Below are 22503 nucleotides of genomic sequence, written 5' to 3'. Positions count from 1 at the left end.
CAAAGTGGTGCTTGAGACGCTCACGGCTGGGGTCTTCTGGCTCGGTCATATCCTGACTACTAGTGAGGGTGCATGCTGAGATCGACTGGTGGCTCTATGCTAGCACCTCTTTTCCCTTAGACGAGTGTCGTACGTCAATAATCTGCTGGACGACACGATTCAGTTTCTGACCGGGTGGTTTTGTCTGGCATTGGCGGGTCGGTGTAGCGCCCATAATCCGGGCGATTGCCTTGCAGAGCAGGTCCGGATCCTTCGGCGGTTGTCGAAGGCTGACCGAAACGCGCTCAGCTGGGTTTCACTGCGCTGCCCGTGCCACTGATATCAGGGAATCCCCTAGCGTGTCGCGAAGCGGCATTGGCCCGCACGATTTGCGGCTTATCGTTAGCGGCGGGTGCTAGGCGTTGGCACGTTGTTGTATGGTTGTGGTCGAACCGATGAACCCAAGTGATTGAAAGGATATCGCCATGCTGGACTGGAAAAACCGCGCGGGCAGCGCGCCTGAACGTGCCGCCGAGCCCAAGTCGGCCACCCGCAGCTATGTCGGCGGGCTGCTGTTCAGCCGGGCGCTGGCCACAGTGATCGGTCTGTATCTACTGGTCACCATTGCGCTGGGCTGGTACTGGAGCCAGGAACCGGAACTGTTTCCAGTGGCACAAAACGCTCAGGTCGCTGCCGAAAAAGAAGGCAAGCAAATGGTGGTCGGCTACACCACGGTTGAAACCCTGAAGACCGTTGCCGGAACCTTGCTCAACAAGCCGGGCGGTTATATTTCCAACGATCGTTTCCCGCCGGGCCTGTGGATGGACAACACGCCGAGCTGGGAATACGGCGTGCTGGTGCAGGTGCGCGATCTGACCCGTGCCCTGCGCAAGGATTTTGCCCGTTCGCAATCGCAATCGGCCGAAGACGCCGATCTGGCCAAAGCCGAACCGCGCTTCAACTTCGACAACAAGAGCTGGGTGCTGCCGTCCAGCGAGTCGGAATATCAGGAAGGGATCAACTCTCTGAGCCGCTATCAGTCGCGCTTGTCTGATCCGAACCAGAAAAACGCGCTGTTCTATGCCCGCGCCGACAACCTCAACAACTGGCTGGGTGATGTCGGTACCCGTCTCGGTTCCCTGTCGCAACGCCTGTCGGCCAGTGTCGGTCGGGTCAAACTCAACACTGCGCTGAAGACCGAAGTTCCGGCAGTCGGCGAAGTGCCGCAGGTTGACGAAGAAGTCGTGGAAACCCCGTGGATGCAAATCGACAACGTGTTCTACGAAGCGCGCGGTCAGGCCTGGGCGCTGTCGCATCTGCTGCGCGCCATCGAAGTCGACTTCGCCGATGTGCTGGCGAAGAAGAACGCCACCGTCAGCGTGCGCCAGATCATCCGTGAGCTGGAGGCTTCGCAAGAGCCGGTGTGGAGCCCGATGATTCTCAACGGCAGCGGTTTCGGCGTGTTGGCCAACCACTCGCTGGTCATGGCCAACTATATTTCCCGGGCCAACGCTGCGGTGATCGATTTGCGTCAACTGCTCAATCAGGGCTGATACGTGAGCCAGACTACAAGAGAGGCGGCCCATCGCGCCGCCTCGGACGCTGAACAGATCGCCTGGGTCGACGAGCAGGACAACCTGCTCGGTGCTCTGGTGCGTTCCGATTTGCGTGAGCGCGGGCTGATCGGCCGTGGCACCTACATCATGCTGTTCAATTCCGCCGGTGAGCTGTGCGTGCACCGACGCACGTTGAGCAAGGCGATTTATCCCGGCTACTGGGATGTCGCCGCAGGCGGCATGGTCCAGGCTGAGGAAAGCTACGCCGAGTCGGCGGCGCGTGAGCTTGCGGAAGAGCTGGGCGTCAGCGGCGTTGAACTCACCGCTCACGATCATTTCTACTTCGAGGATACCGGCAACCGTCTGTGGTGTTCGGCCTTTTCCGCCGTGTGGGACGGGCCGCTGAAACTGCAGCCGGAAGAAGTCCTCGAAGCGCGATTCATTCCCGTCGCACAGGTCATGCGGGAAATCAGCGAAAAGCCTTATTGCCCGGACTCTCTGGCTGCGTTGCAACGCTATCTCAAGGCACAACAAACCGACGTCGCCAAGAACACATGAATTGGCGCCGATTGGCACTTAGCAATCGCGATTTTTGTCGTTACACTGCGCGACCTTTTCAAGCTGCACCGGATAGCTTGAGGTTGGCCTGCAGATTTTGTAGGAGCTGACGAGTGCAACGAGGCTGCGATCTTTTGATCTTGTTTTTTAAAAGATCAGGATCAAGAGATCGCAGCCTCGTTGCACTCGTCAGCTCCTACGGATTCAGTCCAGCGTTCAAAGTTTTCCGATGCAGTAGCGCTGCCCCTGCCTGAGTGGGGCTTCGCGGTCGCTGACCTTGCCCAAGGTTGCGATCAGTCTTTGTCCTCCCGAGAGGATTGCCGGTGGCCAAGAAAGCCGCATCCTTCGCCGCCCTGGGCGGCCTGGTATTTTCCACCGACGCAGGTCGTCATTGCCCGGAATGCAGCAAGCCGGTGGACGCCTGTATCTGCAAACAAACCGTGATCCCGGCCGGTGACGGCATAGCCCGCGTGCGTCGCGAAAGCAAGGGCCGTGGCGGCAAGACGGTGACCACCATCACCGGCGTGCCCCTGGCCGAAGACGCGCTCAAGGAGCTGGCCACGACGTTGAAGAAACGTTGTGGCACCGGCGGGGCGCTGAAGGACGGCATCATCGAAATCCAGGGCGATCACGTCGAGCTACTCTTGGCAGAGCTGATCAAGCACGGTTTCAAAGCGAAGAAGTCCGGCGGCTAGCAGCCTCTGTGAAACCCTCCGGCGGCTTGATCCGGCTTCGAGTGTTCTCGGATCCGGCGTCGTCGCCATGGTTTTCACAGAGCCTGTTCATGACCGGTTTCTAAACTCCACGCAGTCAGTGCGGTCTACCGCCGCACTGACGAACCGTCATTTTCATTCTTTAGACTGCGCCGGCCTGAACGTCAGGCGACGCACTCTGACTTCTTTATAGGGGACTTCGATGTCCGTACGACGCACACGTAAAGACGATGGCAGCCAATGGACAGTTGCGGACAGCCGCAGCGTTTACGGGATTCGCCATTGGGGGGCCGGGTATTTCGCGATCAATGAAGCCGGTCGCGTCGAAGTACGTCCGAACGGCCCGAGCAGCTCGCCTATCGATCTGTTCGAACAAGTCGACCAATTGCGCAAGAGCGGTTTGTCCTTGCCGTTGCTGGTGCGGTTCCCCGACATCCTGCAAGACCGTGTCCGTCAGTTGACCGGCGCTTTCGATTCCAACATCGAACGCCTGGAATACCAGAGCAAGTACACCGCGCTGTACCCGATCAAGGTCAACCAGCAGGAAGCGGTGATCGAGAACATCATCGCCACCCAGAACGTCTCCATCGGTCTGGAAGCCGGCTCCAAGCCTGAGCTGCTCGCGGTGCTGGCGCTGGCGCCGAAGGGCGGCACCATCGTCTGCAACGGTTACAAGGATCGCGAGTTCATCCGCCTCGCGCTGATGGGCCAGAAGCTCGGCCACAACGTGTTCATCGTCATCGAGAAAGAATCCGAAGTCGGCCTGGTGATCGAAGAAGCCGCCTCACTGAAGGTCAAGCCGCAGGTGGGTCTGCGCGTACGCCTGTCGTCGCTGGCCTCGTCGAAATGGGCGGACACCGGTGGCGAGAAGTCCAAGTTTGGCCTGTCGGCGGCGCAACTGCTGTCGGTGGTCGAGCGCTTCCGTGGCGCCGGGCTGGACCAAGGTATTCGCCTGCTGCACTTCCACATGGGTTCGCAGATCGCCAACCTCGCTGATTACCAGCACGGCTTCAAGGAAGCGATCCGTTACTACGGCGAATTGCGCAACCTCGGTCTGCCGGTCGATCACATCGACGTCGGCGGTGGCCTCGGTGTCGACTACGACGGCACCCACTCGCGCAACGCCAGTTCGATCAACTACGACATGGACGATTACGCCGGCGTTGTGGTCGGCATGCTCAAGGAATTCTGCGACGCGCAGAGCCTGCCGCATCCGCACATCTTTTCCGAAAGCGGCCGTTCGCTGACCGCGCACCACGCCATGCTGGTGGTGCAGGTCACCGACGTCGAGAAACACAACGACGAGATCCCGCTGATCGAGAACAAGGAAAGCCTGCCGGAAACCGTGCAGTGGCTGGTGGACTTGCTCGGCCCGACCGACATTGAAATGGTCACCGAAACCTACTGGCGCGCCACGCACTACATGAGCGACGTGGCCGCCCAGTACGCCGATGGCAAGCTGACCCTGGCGGAAAAAGCCCTGGCCGAGCAGTGCTACTTTGCCGTGTGCCGTCGCCTGCACAACTCTTTGAAAGCGCGTCAGCGTTCGCACCGCCAGGTGCTCGACGAACTCAACGACAAGCTGGCCGACAAGTACATTTGCAACTTCTCGGTATTCCAGAGCCTGCCGGACACCTGGGCGATCGATCAGGTATTGCCGATCATCCCGCTGCACCGTCTCGATGAAGAACCGCTGCGCCGCGCGGTGCTGCAGGATCTGACCTGCGATTCCGACGGCAAGATCAATCAGTACGTCGACGAGCAGAGCATCGAAACCAGTCTGCCGGTGCACGCTTTGAACGAAGGCGAAGATTACTTGCTGGGCGTGTTCCTGGTTGGCGCCTATCAGGAAATCCTCGGCGACATGCACAACCTGTTCGGTGACACCGATTCGGTGAACATCTATCAGAACGCCGATGGCAGCGTGTACCACGCCGGTATCGAGACCCACGACACCATCGAAGACATGCTGCGTTATGTGCATCTTTCGCCCGAAGAACTGATGACTCACTACCGCGACAAGTGCGCCAGTGCGCGCATCAGCGCCAGTGAGCGCACGCAGTTCCTCGATGCCTTGCGTCTGGGCCTGACCCGTTCCTCCTATCTGTCTTCCTGAGGCCCGATAGCGTTCCGGCCGGGTTGTCCGATTTTTTTCCGCAAGCTGTGGAAAATTCGGACAACCCGGTGGGATGTGTCCTGATTTTTTCCCGAAAACCTGTGCTATCACAGTCAGCAAACTCATCTGGTCTGCTTTTCGCGTAGGTCATTTCCTAAGTTGTACTTCGCCTCTCTACTCGGCCATGCCTCTCGGCGAGAATCCCCGGCCGCCCCTCCTGTAGAGATCCGCCCATGTTCGATCCAGTCAACGAGCCGTCGTTTCGTCTCGATGTAGCGGGCCTGTCCGACCCCTTCGAAGTCCTCGCCTTTACCGGTAGGGAAGCGCTCAGCGAACCCTTTGCCTTCGAGATCGATGTGTTGATCGACGATCCGCATCTGGATCTCGCCGGCCTGCTGCACCGTTCTGCGTTCCTGTGCTTCGGCCCGCCCGGCCAGGGTGTGCACGGGCAATTGCACAGCCTGGTCCAGCATGAGTACAGCCATGGCTTGCGCTTGAGTCGGGTGCGTCTCGGGCCCAGGCTCGACTGCCTCGATCTGCGTTTGAGCCAGCGCATTTTCAGCGGCCGTTCGGTGCCGCAGATCATCGACCAGGTTCTGCGTGAACATGGCATCGTCGGCCTGCAACGACGTTTCGCCCTGCACAGCGACTACCCGGCCCGTACCTTCTGCACCCAGTACCGCGAGTCCGATCTGCAATTGCTCCAGCGCCTTTGCGCACAGGCGCACATCCACTACCACTTCGAGCATCACTGTGACCGGCATTGTCTGGTGTTCGGCGATGATCCGACGCGGTTGCCGCAGGCAGACGTCGCGCTATATCAGGGCGAGCATGATGATCGTTACGTCACGCCAGCCGTACGTCAGTGGCAACTGCACGAAGACGCACTGGCCAACCAGCAAGGGCCGAATGCCGAAGGGCGCAGCGATCTGCCCGCCCTGCGCAGTGGTCAGTGGTTGCCGTTGGAGGACCATCCTTTCATCGAATGCAACCGCCCCTGGTTGCTGACCCGCATTGAGCACCGAGCCGATCAGTCTCTCGAGCCGCCCTATGGCAACCGGTTGTTCGCGGCCGCGCGGCTGCCGGCCTGTGCGCCCGCCGCGATGCCACTCAAGCAACGCATGCACAGCCTGCAGCGTGCCTGGGTGGTCTGCGTCGATGAAACGCAACCTGATTGCTCGCGGCCAGTAGCGGTGCAATTCGACTGGCTCTATCAGGGCGAGGGCGCAGCGCCAAGCCATTGCTGGCTGCCGCTCGCGCCAACTCTGAGCGATTTGCCAGCGGCGGTGCTGGCCGATGGTGTCGAGGTCGTGGTGAGTTTCCTTGAAGGCGATCCCGATCAGCCGGTGGTCAGCGGCGTTCTCCAGTGCGCAGTGTTGCCAGAGCGTACGGTTGAAGATGATGAGCTGTCAGCGCTGCCGGAGTTGCTGGTGAGTGATGGGCTGCAGCAACTGTTGCAGTCTGGCGAGCCGTTAGTGCTGCTGTGCCTGATGCCGGGAGGGGGCAGCTTCAACCACTGCGCCGAGTCCGTGTGCAGTTGCCGGCTGCTGACCGCGCTCGATCAGAGCAGCACAAAATGAGCGGCGCGGCGCTAGAGCCGATGGCGCAATGGCTGTTGCTCGATACACCGGACGCGTCACGCGCCTTGCTGACGTTGCGCCAAGGGTTTGCCGACGTGCAGCGTCACCGGTTGTTCGACGGCACCGAATTCCAGCCGGTCAGTGAGCACGGCCCGGTCCTCGTCGATTTGCGCGAGAGTCCGGCATTGACCGCCTTGTGTCTGCGCGACCCGGACACCTGGCGCGGCCTGTTGCTGAGTTGCGAAATAACCGCTCAGCAGTTGATTGGTCATTTGCAGCGCATGCTTACCGTCTCGTTCGGTTTGAATCATCGAGCCTTGCTCAGCTATTACAACCGCCAGACCGCCAGCTATTTCTTCGATGCCTGTGACGCCGCGCAGCTGAGTCGCTGGCTCGGACCGATTCGCCAGTTGCGCTGGTTTGGCGGCACCTGGGCCGACCGCGCCATTGGCAGTCAGGGCTGGCAGCAACTGCGCAACCCCGGGCTGCCCGTCGAGCCGCTGGGCCTCGAGGAAAGCCTGACCCGGCGCCAGCGCGAACGCCTGCAAACCTGTCTGCTGGAGCAACACATCTGGCGCTGGTGCCAATCCATGAGCGTTGATTACCAGACCATCGCCGTGCATGTGCAAAAAGGTCTGGCGCTGGGTTTCAGTGATCGCGCTGTGCTCGATGGCTGGCTGTGGCTGCGGCTGCTGCATCCGCGCGCGGTGCTGGTTTTGCCGCCGGCCGGTCTGACCCAGCAGGAGCGGCTCGACCATCTGCGTCGGCAGTGGGGCGCGGCGGGCTGAATGTGTTCGTCAGTGAGCCTTGCCGTTGAACCAGCCATCGTTGCGTTTCAGCCACAGGGCTTGCGCGCCAAGGGTCACGCTGCGCAAGACCATGAACAGCAGGAAAGATATCCACAGGCCGTGGTTGCCCAGATCCTGCAGCACCCAGGCGAACGGCAGCAACAACAGCACCGTCAGCAGCATGCCGTTGCGCATTTCCCGCGCGCGGGTGGCGCCGATGAACAGACCGTCGAGCAGATAACTCCACACCGCAATCAGTGGCAGCACGGCGAGGTAGGGCAGGTAGACGAACGCCGTATCGCGCACGCTCTGGATGTCGGTCTGCATCTCGATGAACAAATGCCCGGCCAGCAGAAACAGCACGGCGAAACCGAGGCTGGCAATCAGCGACCAGCCGCCGGCCACCACCAATGATCGACGCAACGCCAAGCGATCCCGCGCGCCGATGGCATGCCCGCACAGGGCTTCAACGGCGTGGGCCAGTCCATCGAGTGCATGAGCCGTCAGCAGGAGGCCGTTGAGCAATAGCGCATTGGCCGCCACAGTTGCGTCGCCGAGCCGCGCGCCTTGCACGGTGATCAGGAAGAACACCGATTGCAGGGCGAGGCTGCGGATGAAGATGTCGCGGTTGACCGCCAGCAACGGGCGCCAGCTCTGCCAGACTTTCAGCGCGGACCAAATGATCTGCCCCGGATAGGCGCGCAACGCCGTGCGCGTCAGCCACAGGCCGAGCAGAGCGCCGCTCCATTCGGCGATCACCGAAGCTCGCGCGGAGCCGACCACGCCCCAGTCCAGGCCAATCACAAACCACAGGTTAAGGACGATGTTGATCAGATTGGTGCTCAGCAGGATCGCCAGCGGCGCCCGCGCGTTCTGCGTGCCGAGGAACCACCCGACCAGCGCATACGTCGCCAGCGCTGCGGGCAGGCCGAACAGGCGCGCGTGGAAAAACTCCCGGGTCAGTTGATCCAGTTCCGCCGACGGCTGCATGAAATGCAGCGCAACGCCGCTGAGCGGCACACCCAGACAGCCGAGCACGACGGCCAGCCCCATCGCCAGCAGCAAGCCCTGCAAGAGAATCTGCCGCAATGCTGCACCATCACTGCGCCCGGCAGCCTGCGCGGCGAAGCCGGTGGTGCCCATGCGCAGAAAACCCATCGCCCAGGCCAGAAAGGTGTACAGACTGGCGCCAACCGCTACCGCGCCGAGTTGATGGGCATGCGGCAGGTGACCGATGACCGTGCTGTCGACCAGCGCCACCAGCGGCACGGAAATATTGGAAAGAATCATCGGCGCGGCAAGTGCCCAGACCTTGCGGTGAGTCGGGCGATCGCGCCAGTCGGTAATCAGAGAGGACATGCAGGCTCCTTGGGGGAGCGGGGATTGTAGCGAGTCATGCCATTCAATGTGGGAGCGAGCCTGCTCGCGAAGACTGACCGGCCGTGAAAATTTCGGCTGTGCCGGCCATTCGCGAGCAGGGTGGCGGGGGCGTTAATGGATGATCCAGCTCAACAACCACAACCCCAGCAGCAACCAGATGATCCCGGCAATGATCGACGCGTTCATGAACGCCCGGATCGCCGACCACAACAGCATCAGGCCTACGATCAACGCGATGATGCTGATGATCGAAGTGTCCATCCCCAACGTCTGCGCCAGGCCGTCGACAAAGTTGCCGCCAGCGTTGCTGAGCATATTGAACAGACCGCTGAGGCCGTCGACGATAAAGCGGATCACCGAACCGAGTGCCTGGCCGAGCCATTCGAAAAAGCTTTCTACACGCATGTGTGCATCCCTGATGAAAGAGCTGAGCCTTGGGCCACGCCGAGGGCGGCCGAGTTCCCTGCATGATAGAAGGTTTACTCAGTCCCTGTGGCAGCGAACTTGCTTGCACAATAGATCGTCTGCGCTGCTTGCCATCAGCGCGCATCCCCCCGAAGCTATGCGCCTTCAGGAGAGCCCGATGAACCTTGTTGAACTGACCGAACGCCTGCACGCCATTCGCGACCGCAATGACTGGCGGCAATTTCACAGCCCGAAAAACCTCGCCATGGCCGCCAGCGTGGAAATGGCCGAGCTGGTGGAGATCTTCCAATGGCTGACAGAAGACCAGTCGCGCCAGTTGCCGGCGGACAAACTGGCCCACGCCGGGCAGGAAGTCGGCGATATCGTCCTGTATCTGTTGCTGCTGTGCAGTGAGCTGGGCCTGGACATGAATGAAGTGGTGCGCGCCAAGCTCGCCGACAGCGAACGGCGGTTCAGCTGATGAGCGACCGTCATTTCAATCAGTTGGCTACGCGCTTCGCAGAAAAAATCTACGGTGGCGCCAAAGGCGCGATTCGCCTTGCGGTGTTGCAGGCTGACCTGAGCGAGGCCTTGCCGGATCGTCCGCTGCGCGTGCTGGATATCGGCGGAGGCCTTGGGCACATGTCGCTATGGCTGGCCGAGCGCGGCCATGACGTTACCTTCACCGAGCCGGCCGAGCCGATGCTCGAAGGTGCGCGCCAGCGTTTTGCCGACGCCGGGCAAACTGCGACGTTCATTCAAGCGCCGTGGCAGGAACTGCCCGGTCAGCTCACCGAGCCCTACGATCTGGTGATCTGCCACGCCGTGCTGGAATGGCTCGCCGAGCCGCACGCGATCCTGCCGGTGTTGCATCAGTTGACCAACCCCGGCGGCTGGCTGTCGCTGGCGTTCTACAACCGTGATGCGCTGATTTACCGCAATCTGCTCAAGGGCCATTTCAAGAAGATGCGCAAGAATGTCATGGCCGGCGAAAAGCAGAGCCTGACCCCGCAGCAGCCTCTCGACCCACGGGAATTGGCGACGCAACTCGCCGGTATGTGGCAGGTCGAAAGTCAGAGCGGCGTACGGGTATTTCACGATTACATGCCGGTGGAATTCCAGGCCCGCGCCGAACTGGCGGACTTGCTGGAAATGGAACTCGCGCACCGTCGTCACCCAGGCTTCGCCGGGCTTGGGCGCTATTTGCACTGGATCTGCCGGCCAATCTGAGCGGAGCGCGACATGAAAGCTCAATGCGGGTTATTGCTGATGTGTCTGGGGTTGGCCGCCTGCCAGGGCAGCAACCCCTACGTGGCGCAGTCACGGCCGTTGCCGCCGGCACCGCCGCAAGCCGCCACCACCTTCGACCGCAGCGCCTACCCGGCGCCGCCGCGGGATTACGGACGCTACCGCAATTGGGCCTGGCGCGACGGGCAGTTGCCGCCGGGCACGGCGTGGGCCGATTCGGCGCAGGTGGCCGAGGCGGTCAGCAACGCCCTTGACCAACGCGGCCTGCGGCCGATGCGTGACAACCGACCGGCCGACCTGCTGGTCAGCGCCGACCTGCGTCTGGAAACCCGTTTGCGCCAGGTTCGCGACGATTACGGCTACTACGGTGGATACGGCGGCTATGATCGTTATGGTCGCGGTTACGGCATGTACAACACCGTGCCGATCGTGCGCACCTATCAAGAACAGGTCGTGGTGGTGCGGGTCGATCTGTTCGATGCCGGCAACGGTCAGCCGGTGTGGAGCGCCAGCGCTGAGACCGGCACCCAGGGCAATCAGATCGAACGCGCCGATGCGATTCGCGAGGCTGTGGAAAAAGCCATGGCGGCGTATCCTCCCAGCTGACGTCGTGTCAGCAGGTTCATGCCTTCACCCGGAGTAAAATCATGTTCCGCCGTCTTGCTCTACTCGCTTTTACCGCGCTGCTCAGTGCCTGCGCTGCCAACGAGATCAATCACGACTTCGACGCCAGCCGTGACTTTGCCGCCTATTGCAGTTGGAGCTGGAAAGACCCGGCCCTGCAATATCGCCCCGATGACCCGCGCATCAAAAGTGACCTGACCGAACAGCGCATCCGCCAAGCGGTGTCCGATCAACTCGATCAGCGCGGTTTGCGCCCGGTCGCTGGTGGCGGCAAGGGTGATCTGAACGTGCAGACCTACCTGATCGTCGAGGATCGTCAGCAGCAAGTTACGACTAATTACGGCGGCGGTTGGGGCGGCCCTTGGAACGGCTACTGGGGCGCGCCGATGTACAACGAAACGCGCAACGTCACCTACAAGGTCGCGACGCTTCAAATCGACCTGCTTGATGGCAAGGACGGCAAGCTGGTCTGGCGCGGCAGCGATGAGCAAATCCTCAGCAACCGCCCGAATCCGGCCGACCGCAGCAATGCCATTCGCGAGACCGTCGCGCGGATCCTGGCCAACTATCCACCGCGTTGATCCTCTCCTGAAACCGACGCAGCCCCAGGTGGGAGTGGGCTTGCTCACGAAGGCGGCGGTACATTCAAGGTCTTGATTGCCTGACCTGACGCTTTCGCGAGCAAGCCCGCTCCCACAATGGAATGGCGTGACGCCAGCAGTCTCGACCGACCGCGTCTACACTCATGGTCACCCACGCAGGTCGCGCTAGGCCCTGCGCCGGCAAAGGAGTGCGTCATGTCGCCAGGATCGCAAGGCAACGGCCCGGCCCGGCAACGCGGGGCAATCGGCTTGATGGCGGCTGCCACCCTGAGTCTGGCGCTGGTGATGATGTTGCTGGTGGTCGACAGCGGTCGCTTGTACATGGAACAGCGCAAACTGCAGCGGGTGGTGGATACCGCCGCCCTCGAAGCGGTCAGTCGCGGCGGCAATTGCCTGCCCGGGCTGACCGCCGCCACTTACGCCGGGCAAAGTGCACTACGCAATGGCTACCTCGTCGACGCGAACAACAGCCTCGCCACCACCTGCGGCACGCTGGCCACTGCTGCCGGCGGTGTGCGCAGTTTTACCGTCGATACGACGCAATCAACCGCCGTCAAAGTCGCCGCCAGCCGCACGGTCACCAGCAGTTTCGCCCGGGGTGTGCAGGCGCTGTTCAGCGCGACACCGGTCAGCCTCAATACCACGCTCACTGCTTCGGCGGTGGCCGCCAAACCGCAGCCGACCATCGCCCAGCTGAATATTCGCAGCACCCTCGCCAGCATCGACACAGCGCAGTCGAATATTCTCAACCCGCTGTTTTCCGGGCTGCTCGGCGGCAACGTCAACCTCACGGCGGTGGGCTGGGACGGCTTGCTGCACACCGATATCAACCTGCTCAAATACCTCGATCAACTGGCCATCGACCTCAACGTCGGTGCCGGCAACTACACGCAATTGCTCAACACCCAAGCGACCGTGACGCAGTTGATTCAGGCCGCAGCGACGGTGGTGCAACTCAACGGCGCGACTGCGCAAGTGGTCACCGCGCTGGGCCAGTTGCAGGTCGCTGCGATCAACGCGGCGCCGGTCAGACTCGGCGAGATTCTGCAACTGCAAACCGGCACCACGGCGGCGGGGCTGGATGCCAATCTGCAATTGCTGCAACTGGTGCAGGGTGTGGTGCAACTGGCCAACAGCAAAAGCGCGGTGGCGGCGACCTTGCCGGTCAATGTGCTGGGGCTGGCCGGTGTCACGGTGCGGGTGAAGGTGATCGAGCCGCCACAGTTTTCGGCGATTGGCGACCCGGCGCGGGCCAAGGCCAACCCGTTGGGACCCGATCGGATTTTTGTGCGTACGGCGCAGGTTCGCACGCTGCTGTCGGTCAACTTGCCATTGCTTGGCGGGGTGAGCGGGCTGACGAATGCCGTCGCCGGTCTGGTCGGTACCTTGACGCCGACACTCAATGCATTGCTGAGCCTGAACCTGGTGGACACGCTCAATTCAGTGTTCTGCCTGTTGGGCGCCGGTTGCCAACAGCTCGATCCGAAGCTGCTGCCCTCACCGCAGATCGACATCGCGCTGGATGCCGGCGGGGCGAAAAGCTATGTCACCGATTACCGCTGCCCGACCGACGACAGCGGCAGCAAAAGCCTGACTGCCGCCACCACGACCTCTCTGGCAGATCTCAAACTCGGCAAGATCGATCCTGTCGCGGCGTTCTCTTCAGTCGCCGAACCAACGGTGGCGCCGCTGCCGCTGGTCGATCTCGGCATCATCACCTGCCACAGGATTCTCGGCATCGGCAGTTGCAATGCCGCCTCCCACGTGCAATACGGCGCGGGCGGCATCGCCATCAAACTCGACACCAGCGTCGCGCAGACCACGCAGAATCTGCTGTTCTCCAGCACCACACCCTTCGCCACCCCGGCCAATCTGAAACTGCCACCCAGCGTGCTACCGGCCGCGCCGACCAGCAACATCGTCGGCAGCCTGGCGAACACCCTGTCGGGCATCAACCTGATCGTCTACAAACCCGTGGGCAGCAACCCGCTGGGCGCTGTCGTCACCGGTGTGGCTTCGTTGATCAGCGACGTCAGCAACCGCTTGTTGCCAGTGGTCACCGGTTTGATCAGTCCCTTGCTCGACCCGTTGTTGAACAATCTGCTCAAAGGCCTGGGCATCAATCTGATGAACACCGAGGTGGGCGCCAACATGACCTGCGGGCAGACCGGCAAGGCTTATCTGGTGATCTGATCATCCGTGGCAATCGGCAATTCGATGCAGAACCGTGCGCCCTCCGTGGAGTTGCGCACGCTCAATTGCCCGCCCATGTTGGCGATGATGCCGTAGCTCACCGACAGGCCCAGACCGGTGCCGACGCCGATCGGTTTGGTGGTGAAAAACGGTTCGAAGATCCGCTCCAGCAAACGCGGATCGATGCCTCCGCCGTTGTCCTCGACCCACAGTCGCACGCTTTCATCGTCACGCTCGGCGTAGATTGAAATCCATGGCTTGAACCCCGAGTCGCTCTCGCGCTTGCCGAGCAGGGCGTCGCGGGCATTGACCATCAGGTTGATCAGCACCTGTTCCAGCTGATCGACGTAACCACGCACCTGCGCCTGCAAAGCGCTCTCGCGGATACGCAGATCGACACCTTTGCCGCGCATGCCTTCGGCCAGCAGCGACAGAGTGCCTTCGATGGCTTGAGCCGGGTTGAACAGCTGTTGTTCGATTTCCGAACGCCGACCGAACACGCGCATATGGTCGACCACCTTCGCTGCGCGTTGAACCTGAGCATCGATGCGCTTGAGTTTGTCGGTCAGGTAATCGACCTGCACGTCACCGTTGTCGAGGCGCTTGAGCACGTTGACGATGGCCATGCGCATAACGTTCAGCGGCTGATTGATCTCGTGGGCGAGGCCGGTGGCCATTTCACCGAGGGTGGCCATTTTGGCGCTTTGCGTAAGTTGCTGTTGCGAGCGGCGCACCTCGGTGTTGTCGCGGCCCACGGCTTGTACTTCGACCAGTTGGCCGCGCTCGTCGAATACGCCGCGATCCGACCAGACCCACCAGGCGTGTTCGCGTCCGGGCAATTGCAGGCTGATTTCGGCGGTGCTCACCGGATGTTTCGGGGTCAGCTGGTTCAGGCGCTGAACAAACGCGCCGCGTTGTTCCTCGGACATCCAGCCAGCCAGATCAATGCCGCGCAGTTGTTCCGGCGCGCATTCCAGATAGGTCGCCAAGGGTCGGTTGCCAAAAATCAGCGTCAGGTCCGGGCGATAGCGGCAAATCATCGCCGGCGAATCCTCGACCAGAATCCGGTAGCGCTCCTCGCTCTGCCGAACCTTTTCGGCGGCCAGCGTCGCGTCGGTGACATCAAGCCACAGGCCGACCGCCTCGATCGGCAGACCGAGATCGTTGCGCAGCAGTTTTGCTTCATCGAGCAACCAGTGATAGTCGCCACGGCTGTCGCGCAGACGATAACGCGCACGCACCGAGCCCTCGCGCAGCAACTGGCGGTTGCGCTGGAAATACAGTTCACGGTCGTCGCGATGGACGCGCTCGACCAGTGTTGCTGCATCGCAATCTTCCAGCGTCCAGCCGAGCAAGGGTTGCAGGCTGGCGCTGAAGAACGCTGGGATCAGCGCGCCTTCTTCATAACGCTGCACGTAGATCACCGCCGGCGAACTGGCGATCAGATTATCCAGCCGCGCGTGAGCGGCTGCAGCGCGCTGTTGTTGATTCTGGATATCGCTGATATCGAGCATGAATCCGATCAGACGCCGCTGTTCACCGGTGCCGCTGACCTGGCCCTGAATCCGGTACCACGTCGCTGCTGCGCCGACATCCGCGCGGTGCAGGCGCGCGCTCAGAGTCAGCGCTTCGCCCTGCCATTGCAGGGCGCGCAAGCGGCTGCGCAACTCGTCGCGGTCGGCAGGATGGAACAGCAACAGCCAGTCCTCCACCGCCAGCGTGCAAGTGCTGAGGCCGAGTGCCGAAGCCAGCGACGGCGCCACTACCATGTGCTCGTCGGCATTGATTTCCCACCAGCCGGCGCCGAGCAGGTTTTGCAGCGAGTCCAGGCGCTCCATCGATTGCCCATGGCGCTGCTCGCGCAAGCGGCTGAGCAGCGGCCCGGCCAGCGCGCCGACCAAGGTCAGCCAGTCGCGATCGGTCAGCCATGGTGCCACGCTGTCGACCGTATAAAACCCGCAAAGCAGCCACGCGACCACGCCCTGGTCATTGCTGTAGGGCACTGCGAAACCGTTGGCGTTGCCGAATGTGGCCTGTAATCGCGAGTGTTCATAACGGCCCTGCTGGCCCGCAAGACGTTGCGGCGCACTGCCGTTGAGGCTGTCCAGCGGCGTACCCAGCGGCTGGCCGTCCGCCCACAGTTGCGGAGCGTCGTGGCCACGAAACTGCTGGTGAATCTGCCAGCCCTGTGCCTGTTCATCCAGCAGCGCCACGGCGAGACAGGGGATATGCCAGCGCTGGGCGATGGCCTGCAACTGTTCGCCGAGCACTGTCGACAAGCGCGTCAGGCTGCACGTGCGCAGATGATCACTGATCTGCGCGGCAAGGGTCTGGCAGGCGTCGCGGTCGCGCGATTGCTGACGTTCGAGCAGCAGGTCGGCGATGTCGAGCAGTTGCAGTCGCCAGCCATCCTCCAGCGGCTGCACCCAGCCGCGCAGGTGCAGCGGCTGCTCATACAGGCCGGTGAAATCCAGATCAAGCAATTGCCCTTGCCAGTCTCGCGGCTGACCTTCCACGCTCAACAGGCTATGCGGCAGCAGATAGGCGCTGAGCGGCAGCGGCTGACCTTGGGGTTTGTGCTGGGCAAGCAAATGCCGCAGCGGGCCAGCGATCTGTAACACCTCGCCGTCGCCATTCAGATACAAATGCAGCCCGGTGGGCGGCGCGCCGAGTCGGTCCGGCAGCTCCAGAACAGCGCTGTGCGCACGCTTGAGCAAACGCCCGAAGAGCTTATCGCCGGCGGTCAAAATTGCAGGCTCGAGCGGGCAGTGAGGTGGGTGGGCAGATTGGGCACCGTGCCGATCCCGGGCAGCACCAGAAACGGCATGATCTGGTTGAGCTTGCTCACCGGGTAGTTGACGCTGACGGTCAGGGTGCCGCTACCCGCGTCGTACACCGAACTGGTGTCCGTTCCGACCACCAGATTGAGTGCCGAGGGCAGCCACCGCAATTGCTGGGTCAGCGCGGCATTCGCGGTATTGACCACTGCCGTCGAATAGTTCGGCGTGGTCGGGTCGACCGCAACACTGCGGCGCACCGCTTCGGCAGTGGCCTGGTTGAACGATTGCATCATCACGAAGGGCAGGCCGTAGCTGACCAGCCCGTAAAACACTGCGAAAAAGATGATGAACACCAAGGCGAACTCGATCGCCACCGCACCTTTTTGCGACCTGCGAAAGCCGTTTTTCATGCGTGCGTCTACCCTGACAGTCACTGCGTAGTATCAGCATAGAATCATTCAGCCAAAACGGACGGCTTTAGCGGATGCAGATTTCTCTGGTTCTGATCTGGTTGGCGATCTGCGCCGCGCAAGATGCCCGGCACCGGCGAATTTCCAATGCTTTGACGTTAGGCGTCGGCGCGCTTGCGTTGGTCTGGTTGTTGGCGACTGGCACGACTTGGCTGGGCGCCGACGCACAGCAGGGCGGGTGGGCCTGCCTGATCGCTTTGCTGCTGACATTGCCCGGTCACTTGCTGGGTCGCATGGGCGCTGGTGATGTGAAATTAATGACAGCCCTGGGCCTTGCGACGAACGGCGTATTTGTTCTCGGTGCGTTTATCGGCGCGGGCGTGGCCAGCGTGCTCTGGCTGCTGCTCGCGCCAAAACTCTGGCCTCATATGGGTCAAGGGCTTAGAGGGCATGTGCGCCATCTCACCCCGGATAAGTCAAAAAAGCTGCCATTTGCGCCGTTCGTGCTGATTGGAGTGGTGCTTTCGCTGCACTGGATCAGCTAGCTGCGGGCTGCCACTAGTCCTATGTACATAGCCGGAAAGTGGGTCTACTTTCAATTCAGGCGAATACGCCACCAAAGTGCAGGAATCGTCAGCGTTGGCCCGAGCAATGGAGTGGTTCGTGAACAAGCCTAATGCAGTAAAAATCCTCGTGGTCGATGATCAGCCGCTGATCGTCGAAGAACTGTGTGAGTTTCTTGAGAGCAGTGGCTACCGTTGCGTGCCGTGCGATTCGAGTCTTGAAGCGATTGAGCTGTTCAGAGCGGACCCGGACATCGGTCTGGTGCTGAGTGATTTGCACATGCCGGACATGGATGGCATCGAGTTGATCCAGGCGTTGCAGCGGCTGGCCGGCAAGCAGCGGGTGTTCGAGGCGATCATGCTCACCGGGCGCGCCGACAAGCAGGATGTGATCAAGGCGTTGCGTGCGGGGATTGCCGATTACTATCAGAAGCCGATCGATCTGGGTGAGTTGCTCGAAGGGGTGCAGCGTCAGGAATTGGCTTTGCAGGAGCGGCAGAAGAACTTGCACCTTGGGCACTTGAATCAGAAGTTGCAGTTCTTGTCCGAGTCCATTGATGACCTTTATCAGGATCTGGACAAGGTGCGGCGTTCGCCCGCGCCGCAGGTGAGTGATGGTGAGCCTGAGTCTGCCGAGATGCCGGCGGTGTTCAGTCAGTTGTCGCCGCGGCAGTTGGACGTGGCGCGGTTGGTGGGCAAGGGGCAGACCAATTATCAGATTGCCTGTGAGTTGGGGATTACCGAGAACACGGTGAAGCTGTATGTGTCGCAGGTGTTGCGGTTGACGCATATGCATAATCGGACGCAGTTGGCTTTGGCGCTTTCTCCTGGTAGTTCGGCGGGGCGGCAGCGCGTTACGGCTCATTAATCGGTGAATATCCGTTGCTGCGGTAACGGCTTCTTAGGGTTTCGCCCTTACGGCGAGTCCCTTTTGGCAAACGCCCCAAAAGGAACCAAAAGGTCTTCGCCCTGACGTTCGGCCCGCTCGCTGGGGCTCGGGGTTCCTTCGCTCCGGGATCGATCCTGGCGCAGCGGCTCCGGTTTGCTTCGCTGCACCTCCTTCCGCTGTGTACGACTGCGTCGTACGGTCGCTGCGCTCCCACGCCCGGATCAATCCCTCCACTCAGCCTGCCGACGGGCTCCCAGATCAAGATCAAAAGCTACTCGAGCTTGCGCTCATTGTTGAGTGGTGCGGCTTCGCCGCGGGCAGCTGCGCTGCTTTTGCTTTCTGTGGGAGCGAGCCTGCTCGCGAAGGCGGCCTGACAGCCGACCTGTTCTTAATTGGTACGTGATCCAACTGTAGGAGCTGCCGAAGGCTGCGATCTTTGCTTTTGCTTTTGCTGTTCTGTAGAGAGTGAGCCTGCTCGCGATGAGGCCAGTCGGTCCGCCGATAACTCGAAGTCGTTTAAATCTGTTTCAAAATAACCAGAACCTTCCCACAAGGTTTTCAGGTTGTCCGTCGGACGTCGGGTCACTAGTCTCTGGCTGTCGCTGACAACTCAGCGGCCAGGTGTGGAAACCTGACATTCAAGTAGTTGCTTTGCATCGCTACCGTAAACGTTGTCGGCGGGTTCGTTCGTCTGCAAACTGTGTCGCGGCGGCTGTGCGTGGGCAGACTTTGGTCTGGCCGGTTGCCTACTTATCGGTTTTCCACCCTGCGTACAGCTGCCACCTTTTGTCGTGTGGAAACGACAGAAGAGGGCGTCACAGCCAAGTAGGAGTTCTCATGGACAAACTGATCCCAGACCCACCCCCATCCCCCACCACCCCGCTCGAAGACGCCATGCGCGCCGACGATCTTGTGAAAAACCGCGAAGCGATAAAACGCGCGCTCGATTTCTATCTCTGCCCCGAACCCGCAAAACCGCATCCGCCCAGCACGCTGTTCATGGTGGCGCCCAATGTCGATACCGAAAGCCTGTTGGCGCATGCCTGTGAGTCGCTGGCGTCAGCGAGTGCCATGGCGAGTAATTTCGCTGGCGAGTTGAGCGGTTTTCAGCGCAGCACGGCGTTGGCCATTCAGCAGATCGTCATGCTGGCGGAATTGGCGGTAAATCGGGCGCTGGATCGGGTTGATCCGCAGCGCTGAAACCGCGTTATCGTTCTTCGCGAGCAGGCTCGCTGCCACAAAAAGCACGCGGTCGACTGTGGGAGCGAGCCTGCTCGCGAAGGGGCCTTCAAGGGCACCAACAAACTAATTCTTGCCCTCGATCTTCCCGCCCGCATCCGGATCATAAAAATCCGGAATCTCGTACCGGTATTTCTTCAGCCAGCGCTGCATCGCCAGTTCGCGTTCGGTGGCGGTGGCGCTTTGGGGTTTTGCTGAGGCGGCTTTGTTGCGGCTTTGCAGGACCAGCCAGCCTTCGGTTTCCTGTTGCTGGGCCGAGGCGGGGCCGGTGTCGATGGCGTGGGCGCTGAGGGGCAGTGTGAGCAGGGTCAGGTAGCACAGGCCTTGGCGAATGTTCATGGCTGTCTCCTTATTCGAGCGTCGGCGGTAGCGGGTCGATGAAGGCGGCGACGCGGTCGCCTGATGGGGTTTTGGCGCTGGCTGGCGCTTTGAGTTTCTCCGCGCGTTGCTGCGCTTCGGTGAATTGTTCCGGGGTCAGTTTCGAGCGGCTGACGATTTCGGCGGCCTGTGGCCAGTCGTTCTGGTAGAGCAGCAAAGTGACCATGTTCAGCGTCGCCAACTGATTGTTCTGGCTCAGTTCAATGGCGGTGAGGAATTCGAATTTCGCTTCGTTGAGGCGCAGCTGGTTGAGGTACACGACGCCGAGGTCGTTGCGGATTTTCTCGTCGGTGGGCGCCAGACGGGCGGCGCGTTGCAGGTGGGCCTGGGCCTGGCCGTTGTCGCCACGGGCGGCGTAGACCTGGCCCAGGCCATGTTCGGCCTGGGCGGTGAGGCAGCCGCCGAGCAGGCTGCGGTAGAGCGGCTCGGCTTCGCTGCGACCGAGCAGGCGATAGACCTTGGCTTTGCGCAGGCGCACTTCGCTGAGGTTGTCCGGCAGGCTTTGCAGGTTGGCCAGGCTGGCGTGGAGCTTGCCGTCGCTGGCCAGATCATCGGCGAGGTTCAGCGACAGTTCCTGTTCCGAGGTCAGCTTGCTGCAGCTGGACGGCGACAGCAGCGAGGTCCACGGTGCCTGGCCGTCGGTGGCGCAGCCGCTGAGCAGCAGCAGACTTGCCATGACTATCAGTACTTTCATCAAGCGCTCTCCTTGAGCCAAGGTCAGTTTGCGAACGCGCGGGCGATGGCGGTGAAGCCCGGGCCGGCCAAAACGATCAGCAGGGCAGGAAACAGAAACAGCATCATCACCACCGACATCTTCGCCGACATTTTCGAGATGTATTCCTGCAGCCGGGTCAGGCGACGGTCATCCAGCAGTTGCTTGAGCGCCAGCAACGATTTCATCGCGCCGCCGCCCTGGTGGATCAGTTGCTGGAGGATCACGCAGGTGTCGGTAAACTCGTCCACGGCGAGCATCACCGCCGTCTTGTTCAGCTCCTGCCCCAGTTCCAGACCCGAGTCGACGCGGTTGAGGATCAGGCGCAGTTCGCGCGTCAGTTCCGGCAGCAGTTTCTGCGCTTCGACGCTGAGCACGCGCAGCGCTTGTTCCACGGCCATGCCGGATTCGAAGAGGATGCGCAGCAGCGGAATGAACGTGGAGATTTCCACGGCGATGGTTTTCTGCCGACGGGCGGCGGCGTAGGCGAGCAGACGTTTGGGCAAGAGATAGCCGCCGCCCGCAGCGAACATCGGCGCCATCCAGCGATGGCTGGTCTGTGGGAAAAACACTTCCTGCAGAAAGATCGCCAACCCCAGGGCGAGCAGCGGCGTGCCGATCTGGCACGCGGCGAACAACGCGCGTTCGTTGGCACGGCGCCAGCCGAGGCGACCGAGCAAGGTCTGGGTTTCGCTGTCGATGCTCACCGAGCGCCGGCCAAAGCGACTGTTCCCCATTGCGCGCAGCCAATGGTCGAAACGGTTTTCCCGCACCCGTTGACCGTGCAGGCGCAGGTGCACCTGGCGCACGCGGCGGCGCTCGGTGAGCAGGTGATTGCCCAGCAATAACAGCGAACCGAGCAGAAACAGCAACGCCGCGAGCCAGACCATCTCAAACGCTCCGCAGCATGCGCCACAGCGCCAGACTGCCGAGCACCTGCAACGCGGCGGCGCTAAGCAACATGGTCTGGCCGCTTTCGTCATTCCACATGCCGAGCATGTAGCCGGGGTTGGTCAGCATGAAGTAGCTCATCAGAAGCAATGGCAGCAGACCGAGCACCCAAGCGGTCATGCGCGTTTCCCCGGTTAGCGCTCGCAGCTGTCGAGCGCCCTGGTCGCGCTCGCGGATCAGCTTGATCAGGTTCTCCAGCAGCTCACTGGCGTTGCCGCCGTAGCGGTGATTGACCTTCAGGCCGAGGGCGAACATGCGCAGTTCGTCCTGCTCGTAAAGTTCGGCAAAATCGCTGACCGCGTCCGGCAGGTTCACGCCCAGTTGCACGTTGCGCTGCACCCGGCCCATGGCGGTTTTCAATGGATCCTCGCTGGCCTCGATGCCCCCCATCACCGCATCGCTGAGCGTGCGCCCGGACTTGAGACTGCGCACGGTGTGGTCGAGCAGTTGCGGCAACTGCTCGATCATGCGGCGAATCCGCCGTTGGTAGCGAATGGCGATGTACAGCCGCAACGCCACGGGCGGGGCGATCAGCATGATCAGCAAACCGATCCAGCTGGCGAGCAGAAACCCCAGGCCCATGGCCGCTGCCCACAGGCTCAGCCACACGCCGAAACGCTCGCTCGGTCGGCCCAGTCCGGCACGCAGAAACATGCGTTCCAGCCCGACCCATTTCGTCTGTTCCACGGCCAGTTGCGGTTGCCCGGCGGCCAGTCGGTTGAGGACTTTTTCCGTCGCGGTCTTGTGCAGACCTTGCAGGAACAGATGGATCGACAGCCCCAGCAGTACCAGGCAGACAGCGATAAGAATGGTCGGTCGCAGCATCTGCGTGCTCCTCG

At 61.6% G+C, this 22503-nt stretch carries 22 protein-coding genes; 14 read left to right on the top strand and 8 right to left on the bottom strand.

Features of this window, described 5'->3' with window-relative positions:
* The first annotated feature begins 464 nt into the window (after positions 1–464).
* From ACIGDJ_RS20265 to ACIGDJ_RS20240, 6 genes are all read left to right on the top strand, one after another.
* Entirely contained in the window at positions 465–1532 is a 1068-nt protein-coding gene (locus ACIGDJ_RS20265) for a DUF2333 family protein (protein ID WP_041480664.1), read from the top strand.
* 3 nt (positions 1533–1535) lie between these two features.
* Positions 1536–2093, top strand: a complete 558-nt coding sequence (locus tag ACIGDJ_RS20260; protein ID WP_397479402.1) for an NUDIX hydrolase — start codon at positions 1536–1538, stop codon at positions 2091–2093.
* 323 nt (positions 2094–2416) lie between these two features.
* Complete coding sequence (locus ACIGDJ_RS20255) at positions 2417–2788, top strand: translation initiation factor Sui1 (RefSeq protein ID WP_007914613.1); 372 nt, start codon at positions 2417–2419, stop codon at positions 2786–2788.
* 220 nt (positions 2789–3008) lie between these two features.
* On the top strand, positions 3009–4922 hold the full coding sequence (gene speA, locus ACIGDJ_RS20250; RefSeq protein ID WP_016771856.1) for an arginine decarboxylase: 1914 nt from the start codon (positions 3009–3011) through the stop codon (positions 4920–4922).
* A 233-nt stretch (positions 4923–5155) separates the two neighbouring features.
* Positions 5156–6502 carry a type VI secretion system Vgr family protein gene (locus ACIGDJ_RS20245; protein ID WP_101158302.1) on the top strand — a complete coding sequence of 449 codons (1347 nt, stop codon included), beginning with the start codon at positions 5156–5158 and terminating at the stop codon, positions 6500–6502.
* Positions 6499–7290: a DUF4123 domain-containing protein gene (locus ACIGDJ_RS20240; protein ID WP_312997360.1), complete on the top strand. Its 792-nt coding sequence runs from the start codon at positions 6499–6501 to the stop codon at positions 7288–7290. The genes ACIGDJ_RS20245 and ACIGDJ_RS20240 overlap by 4 nt, the downstream gene beginning before the upstream one ends.
* Positions 7291–7299: 9 nt before the next feature.
* Here the strand turns inward: ACIGDJ_RS20240 and ACIGDJ_RS20235 are convergent, their stop codons facing one another.
* Both ACIGDJ_RS20235 and ACIGDJ_RS20230 read right to left on the bottom strand, forming a co-directional pair.
* Complete coding sequence (locus ACIGDJ_RS20235; protein ID WP_312997357.1) at positions 7300–8649, bottom strand: MATE family efflux transporter; 1350 nt, start codon at positions 8647–8649, stop codon at positions 7300–7302.
* Positions 8650–8781: 132 nt separating this feature from the next.
* Positions 8782–9075, bottom strand: coding sequence for a hypothetical protein (locus ACIGDJ_RS20230; protein WP_039757018.1), 294 nt, complete (start codon positions 9073–9075; stop codon positions 8782–8784).
* A 178-nt stretch (positions 9076–9253) separates the two neighbouring features.
* Between ACIGDJ_RS20230 and ACIGDJ_RS20225 the strand changes: the two genes are divergently transcribed.
* The 5 genes from ACIGDJ_RS20225 (at position 9254) to ACIGDJ_RS20205 (ending at position 13742) form a co-directional block, all read left to right on the top strand.
* On the top strand, positions 9254–9556 hold the full coding sequence (locus ACIGDJ_RS20225; protein WP_016771852.1) for a MazG-like family protein: 303 nt from the start codon (positions 9254–9256) through the stop codon (positions 9554–9556).
* Positions 9556–10305, top strand: a complete 750-nt coding sequence (locus ACIGDJ_RS20220) for a methyltransferase (protein WP_397479403.1) — start codon at positions 9556–9558, stop codon at positions 10303–10305. The genes ACIGDJ_RS20225 and ACIGDJ_RS20220 overlap by 1 nt, the downstream gene beginning before the upstream one ends.
* 12 nt (positions 10306–10317) lie before the next feature.
* Positions 10318–10929: a DUF4136 domain-containing protein gene (locus ACIGDJ_RS20215; RefSeq protein WP_101158294.1), complete on the top strand. Its 612-nt coding sequence runs from the start codon at positions 10318–10320 to the stop codon at positions 10927–10929.
* A 41-nt stretch (positions 10930–10970) separates the two neighbouring features.
* Entirely contained in the window at positions 10971–11528 is a 558-nt protein-coding gene (locus tag ACIGDJ_RS20210) for a DUF4136 domain-containing protein (protein WP_397479404.1), read from the top strand.
* A 216-nt stretch (positions 11529–11744) separates the two neighbouring features.
* Positions 11745–13742, top strand: a complete 1998-nt coding sequence (locus ACIGDJ_RS20205; protein WP_397479405.1) for a pilus assembly protein TadG-related protein — start codon at positions 11745–11747, stop codon at positions 13740–13742.
* On the opposite strand, the gene ACIGDJ_RS20200 is transcribed toward ACIGDJ_RS20205, so the two are convergent.
* Positions 13727–16489 (bottom strand): ATP-binding protein, encoded by a 2763-nt coding sequence (locus ACIGDJ_RS20200; protein WP_397479406.1) that lies wholly within the window; start codon positions 16487–16489, stop codon positions 13727–13729. The genes ACIGDJ_RS20205 and ACIGDJ_RS20200 overlap by 16 nt on opposite strands.
* On the bottom strand, positions 16486–16932 hold the full coding sequence (locus tag ACIGDJ_RS20195; RefSeq protein ID WP_101158285.1) for a TadE/TadG family type IV pilus assembly protein: 447 nt from the start codon (positions 16930–16932) through the stop codon (positions 16486–16488). Before ACIGDJ_RS20195 ends, ACIGDJ_RS20200 begins: the two co-directional genes overlap by 4 nt.
* 74 nt (positions 16933–17006) lie before the next feature.
* On the opposite strand from ACIGDJ_RS20195, the gene ACIGDJ_RS20190 reads away from it, so the two are divergent.
* From ACIGDJ_RS20190 to ACIGDJ_RS20180, 3 genes are all read left to right on the top strand, one after another.
* Complete coding sequence (locus ACIGDJ_RS20190; protein ID WP_101158283.1) at positions 17007–17477, top strand: prepilin peptidase; 471 nt, start codon at positions 17007–17009, stop codon at positions 17475–17477.
* A 118-nt stretch (positions 17478–17595) separates the two neighbouring features.
* Positions 17596–18363, top strand: a complete 768-nt coding sequence (locus tag ACIGDJ_RS20185) for a response regulator (protein ID WP_397479407.1) — start codon at positions 17596–17598, stop codon at positions 18361–18363.
* 858 nt (positions 18364–19221) lie between these two features.
* Entirely contained in the window at positions 19222–19584 is a 363-nt protein-coding gene (locus ACIGDJ_RS20180) for a DUF6124 family protein (RefSeq protein ID WP_397479408.1), read from the top strand.
* Between the two features lie 105 nt (positions 19585–19689).
* Here ACIGDJ_RS20180 and ACIGDJ_RS20175 read toward each other — a convergent pair whose 3' ends face one another.
* From ACIGDJ_RS20175 to ACIGDJ_RS20160, 4 genes are read right to left on the bottom strand one after another with little or no spacing between them, the layout of a single operon-like run.
* Positions 19690–19962: a DUF3613 domain-containing protein gene (locus ACIGDJ_RS20175; protein WP_101158279.1), complete on the bottom strand. Its 273-nt coding sequence runs from the start codon at positions 19960–19962 to the stop codon at positions 19690–19692.
* Positions 19963–19972: 10 nt separating this feature from the next.
* Entirely contained in the window at positions 19973–20695 is a 723-nt protein-coding gene (locus ACIGDJ_RS20170) for a tetratricopeptide repeat protein (protein ID WP_397479409.1), read from the bottom strand.
* Between the two features lie 23 nt (positions 20696–20718).
* On the bottom strand, positions 20719–21603 hold the full coding sequence (locus ACIGDJ_RS20165) for a type II secretion system F family protein (RefSeq protein ID WP_397479410.1): 885 nt from the start codon (positions 21601–21603) through the stop codon (positions 20719–20721).
* Position 21604: 1 nt separating this feature from the next.
* A complete protein-coding gene (locus ACIGDJ_RS20160; RefSeq protein WP_397479411.1) occupies positions 21605–22489 on the bottom strand; it encodes a type II secretion system F family protein in 885 nt (294 codons plus the stop codon).
* Positions 22490–22503: the final 14 nt, after the last annotated feature.

It is taken from the genome of Pseudomonas sp. NPDC079367 (assembly GCF_044542195.1).
In the GTDB taxonomy this organism is placed as follows: Bacteria; Pseudomonadota; Gammaproteobacteria; order Pseudomonadales; family Pseudomonadaceae; genus Aquipseudomonas.
The sequence above is the reverse complement of the archived record's forward strand: the minus strand, read 5'-3'. Positions and strand labels throughout refer to the sequence as shown.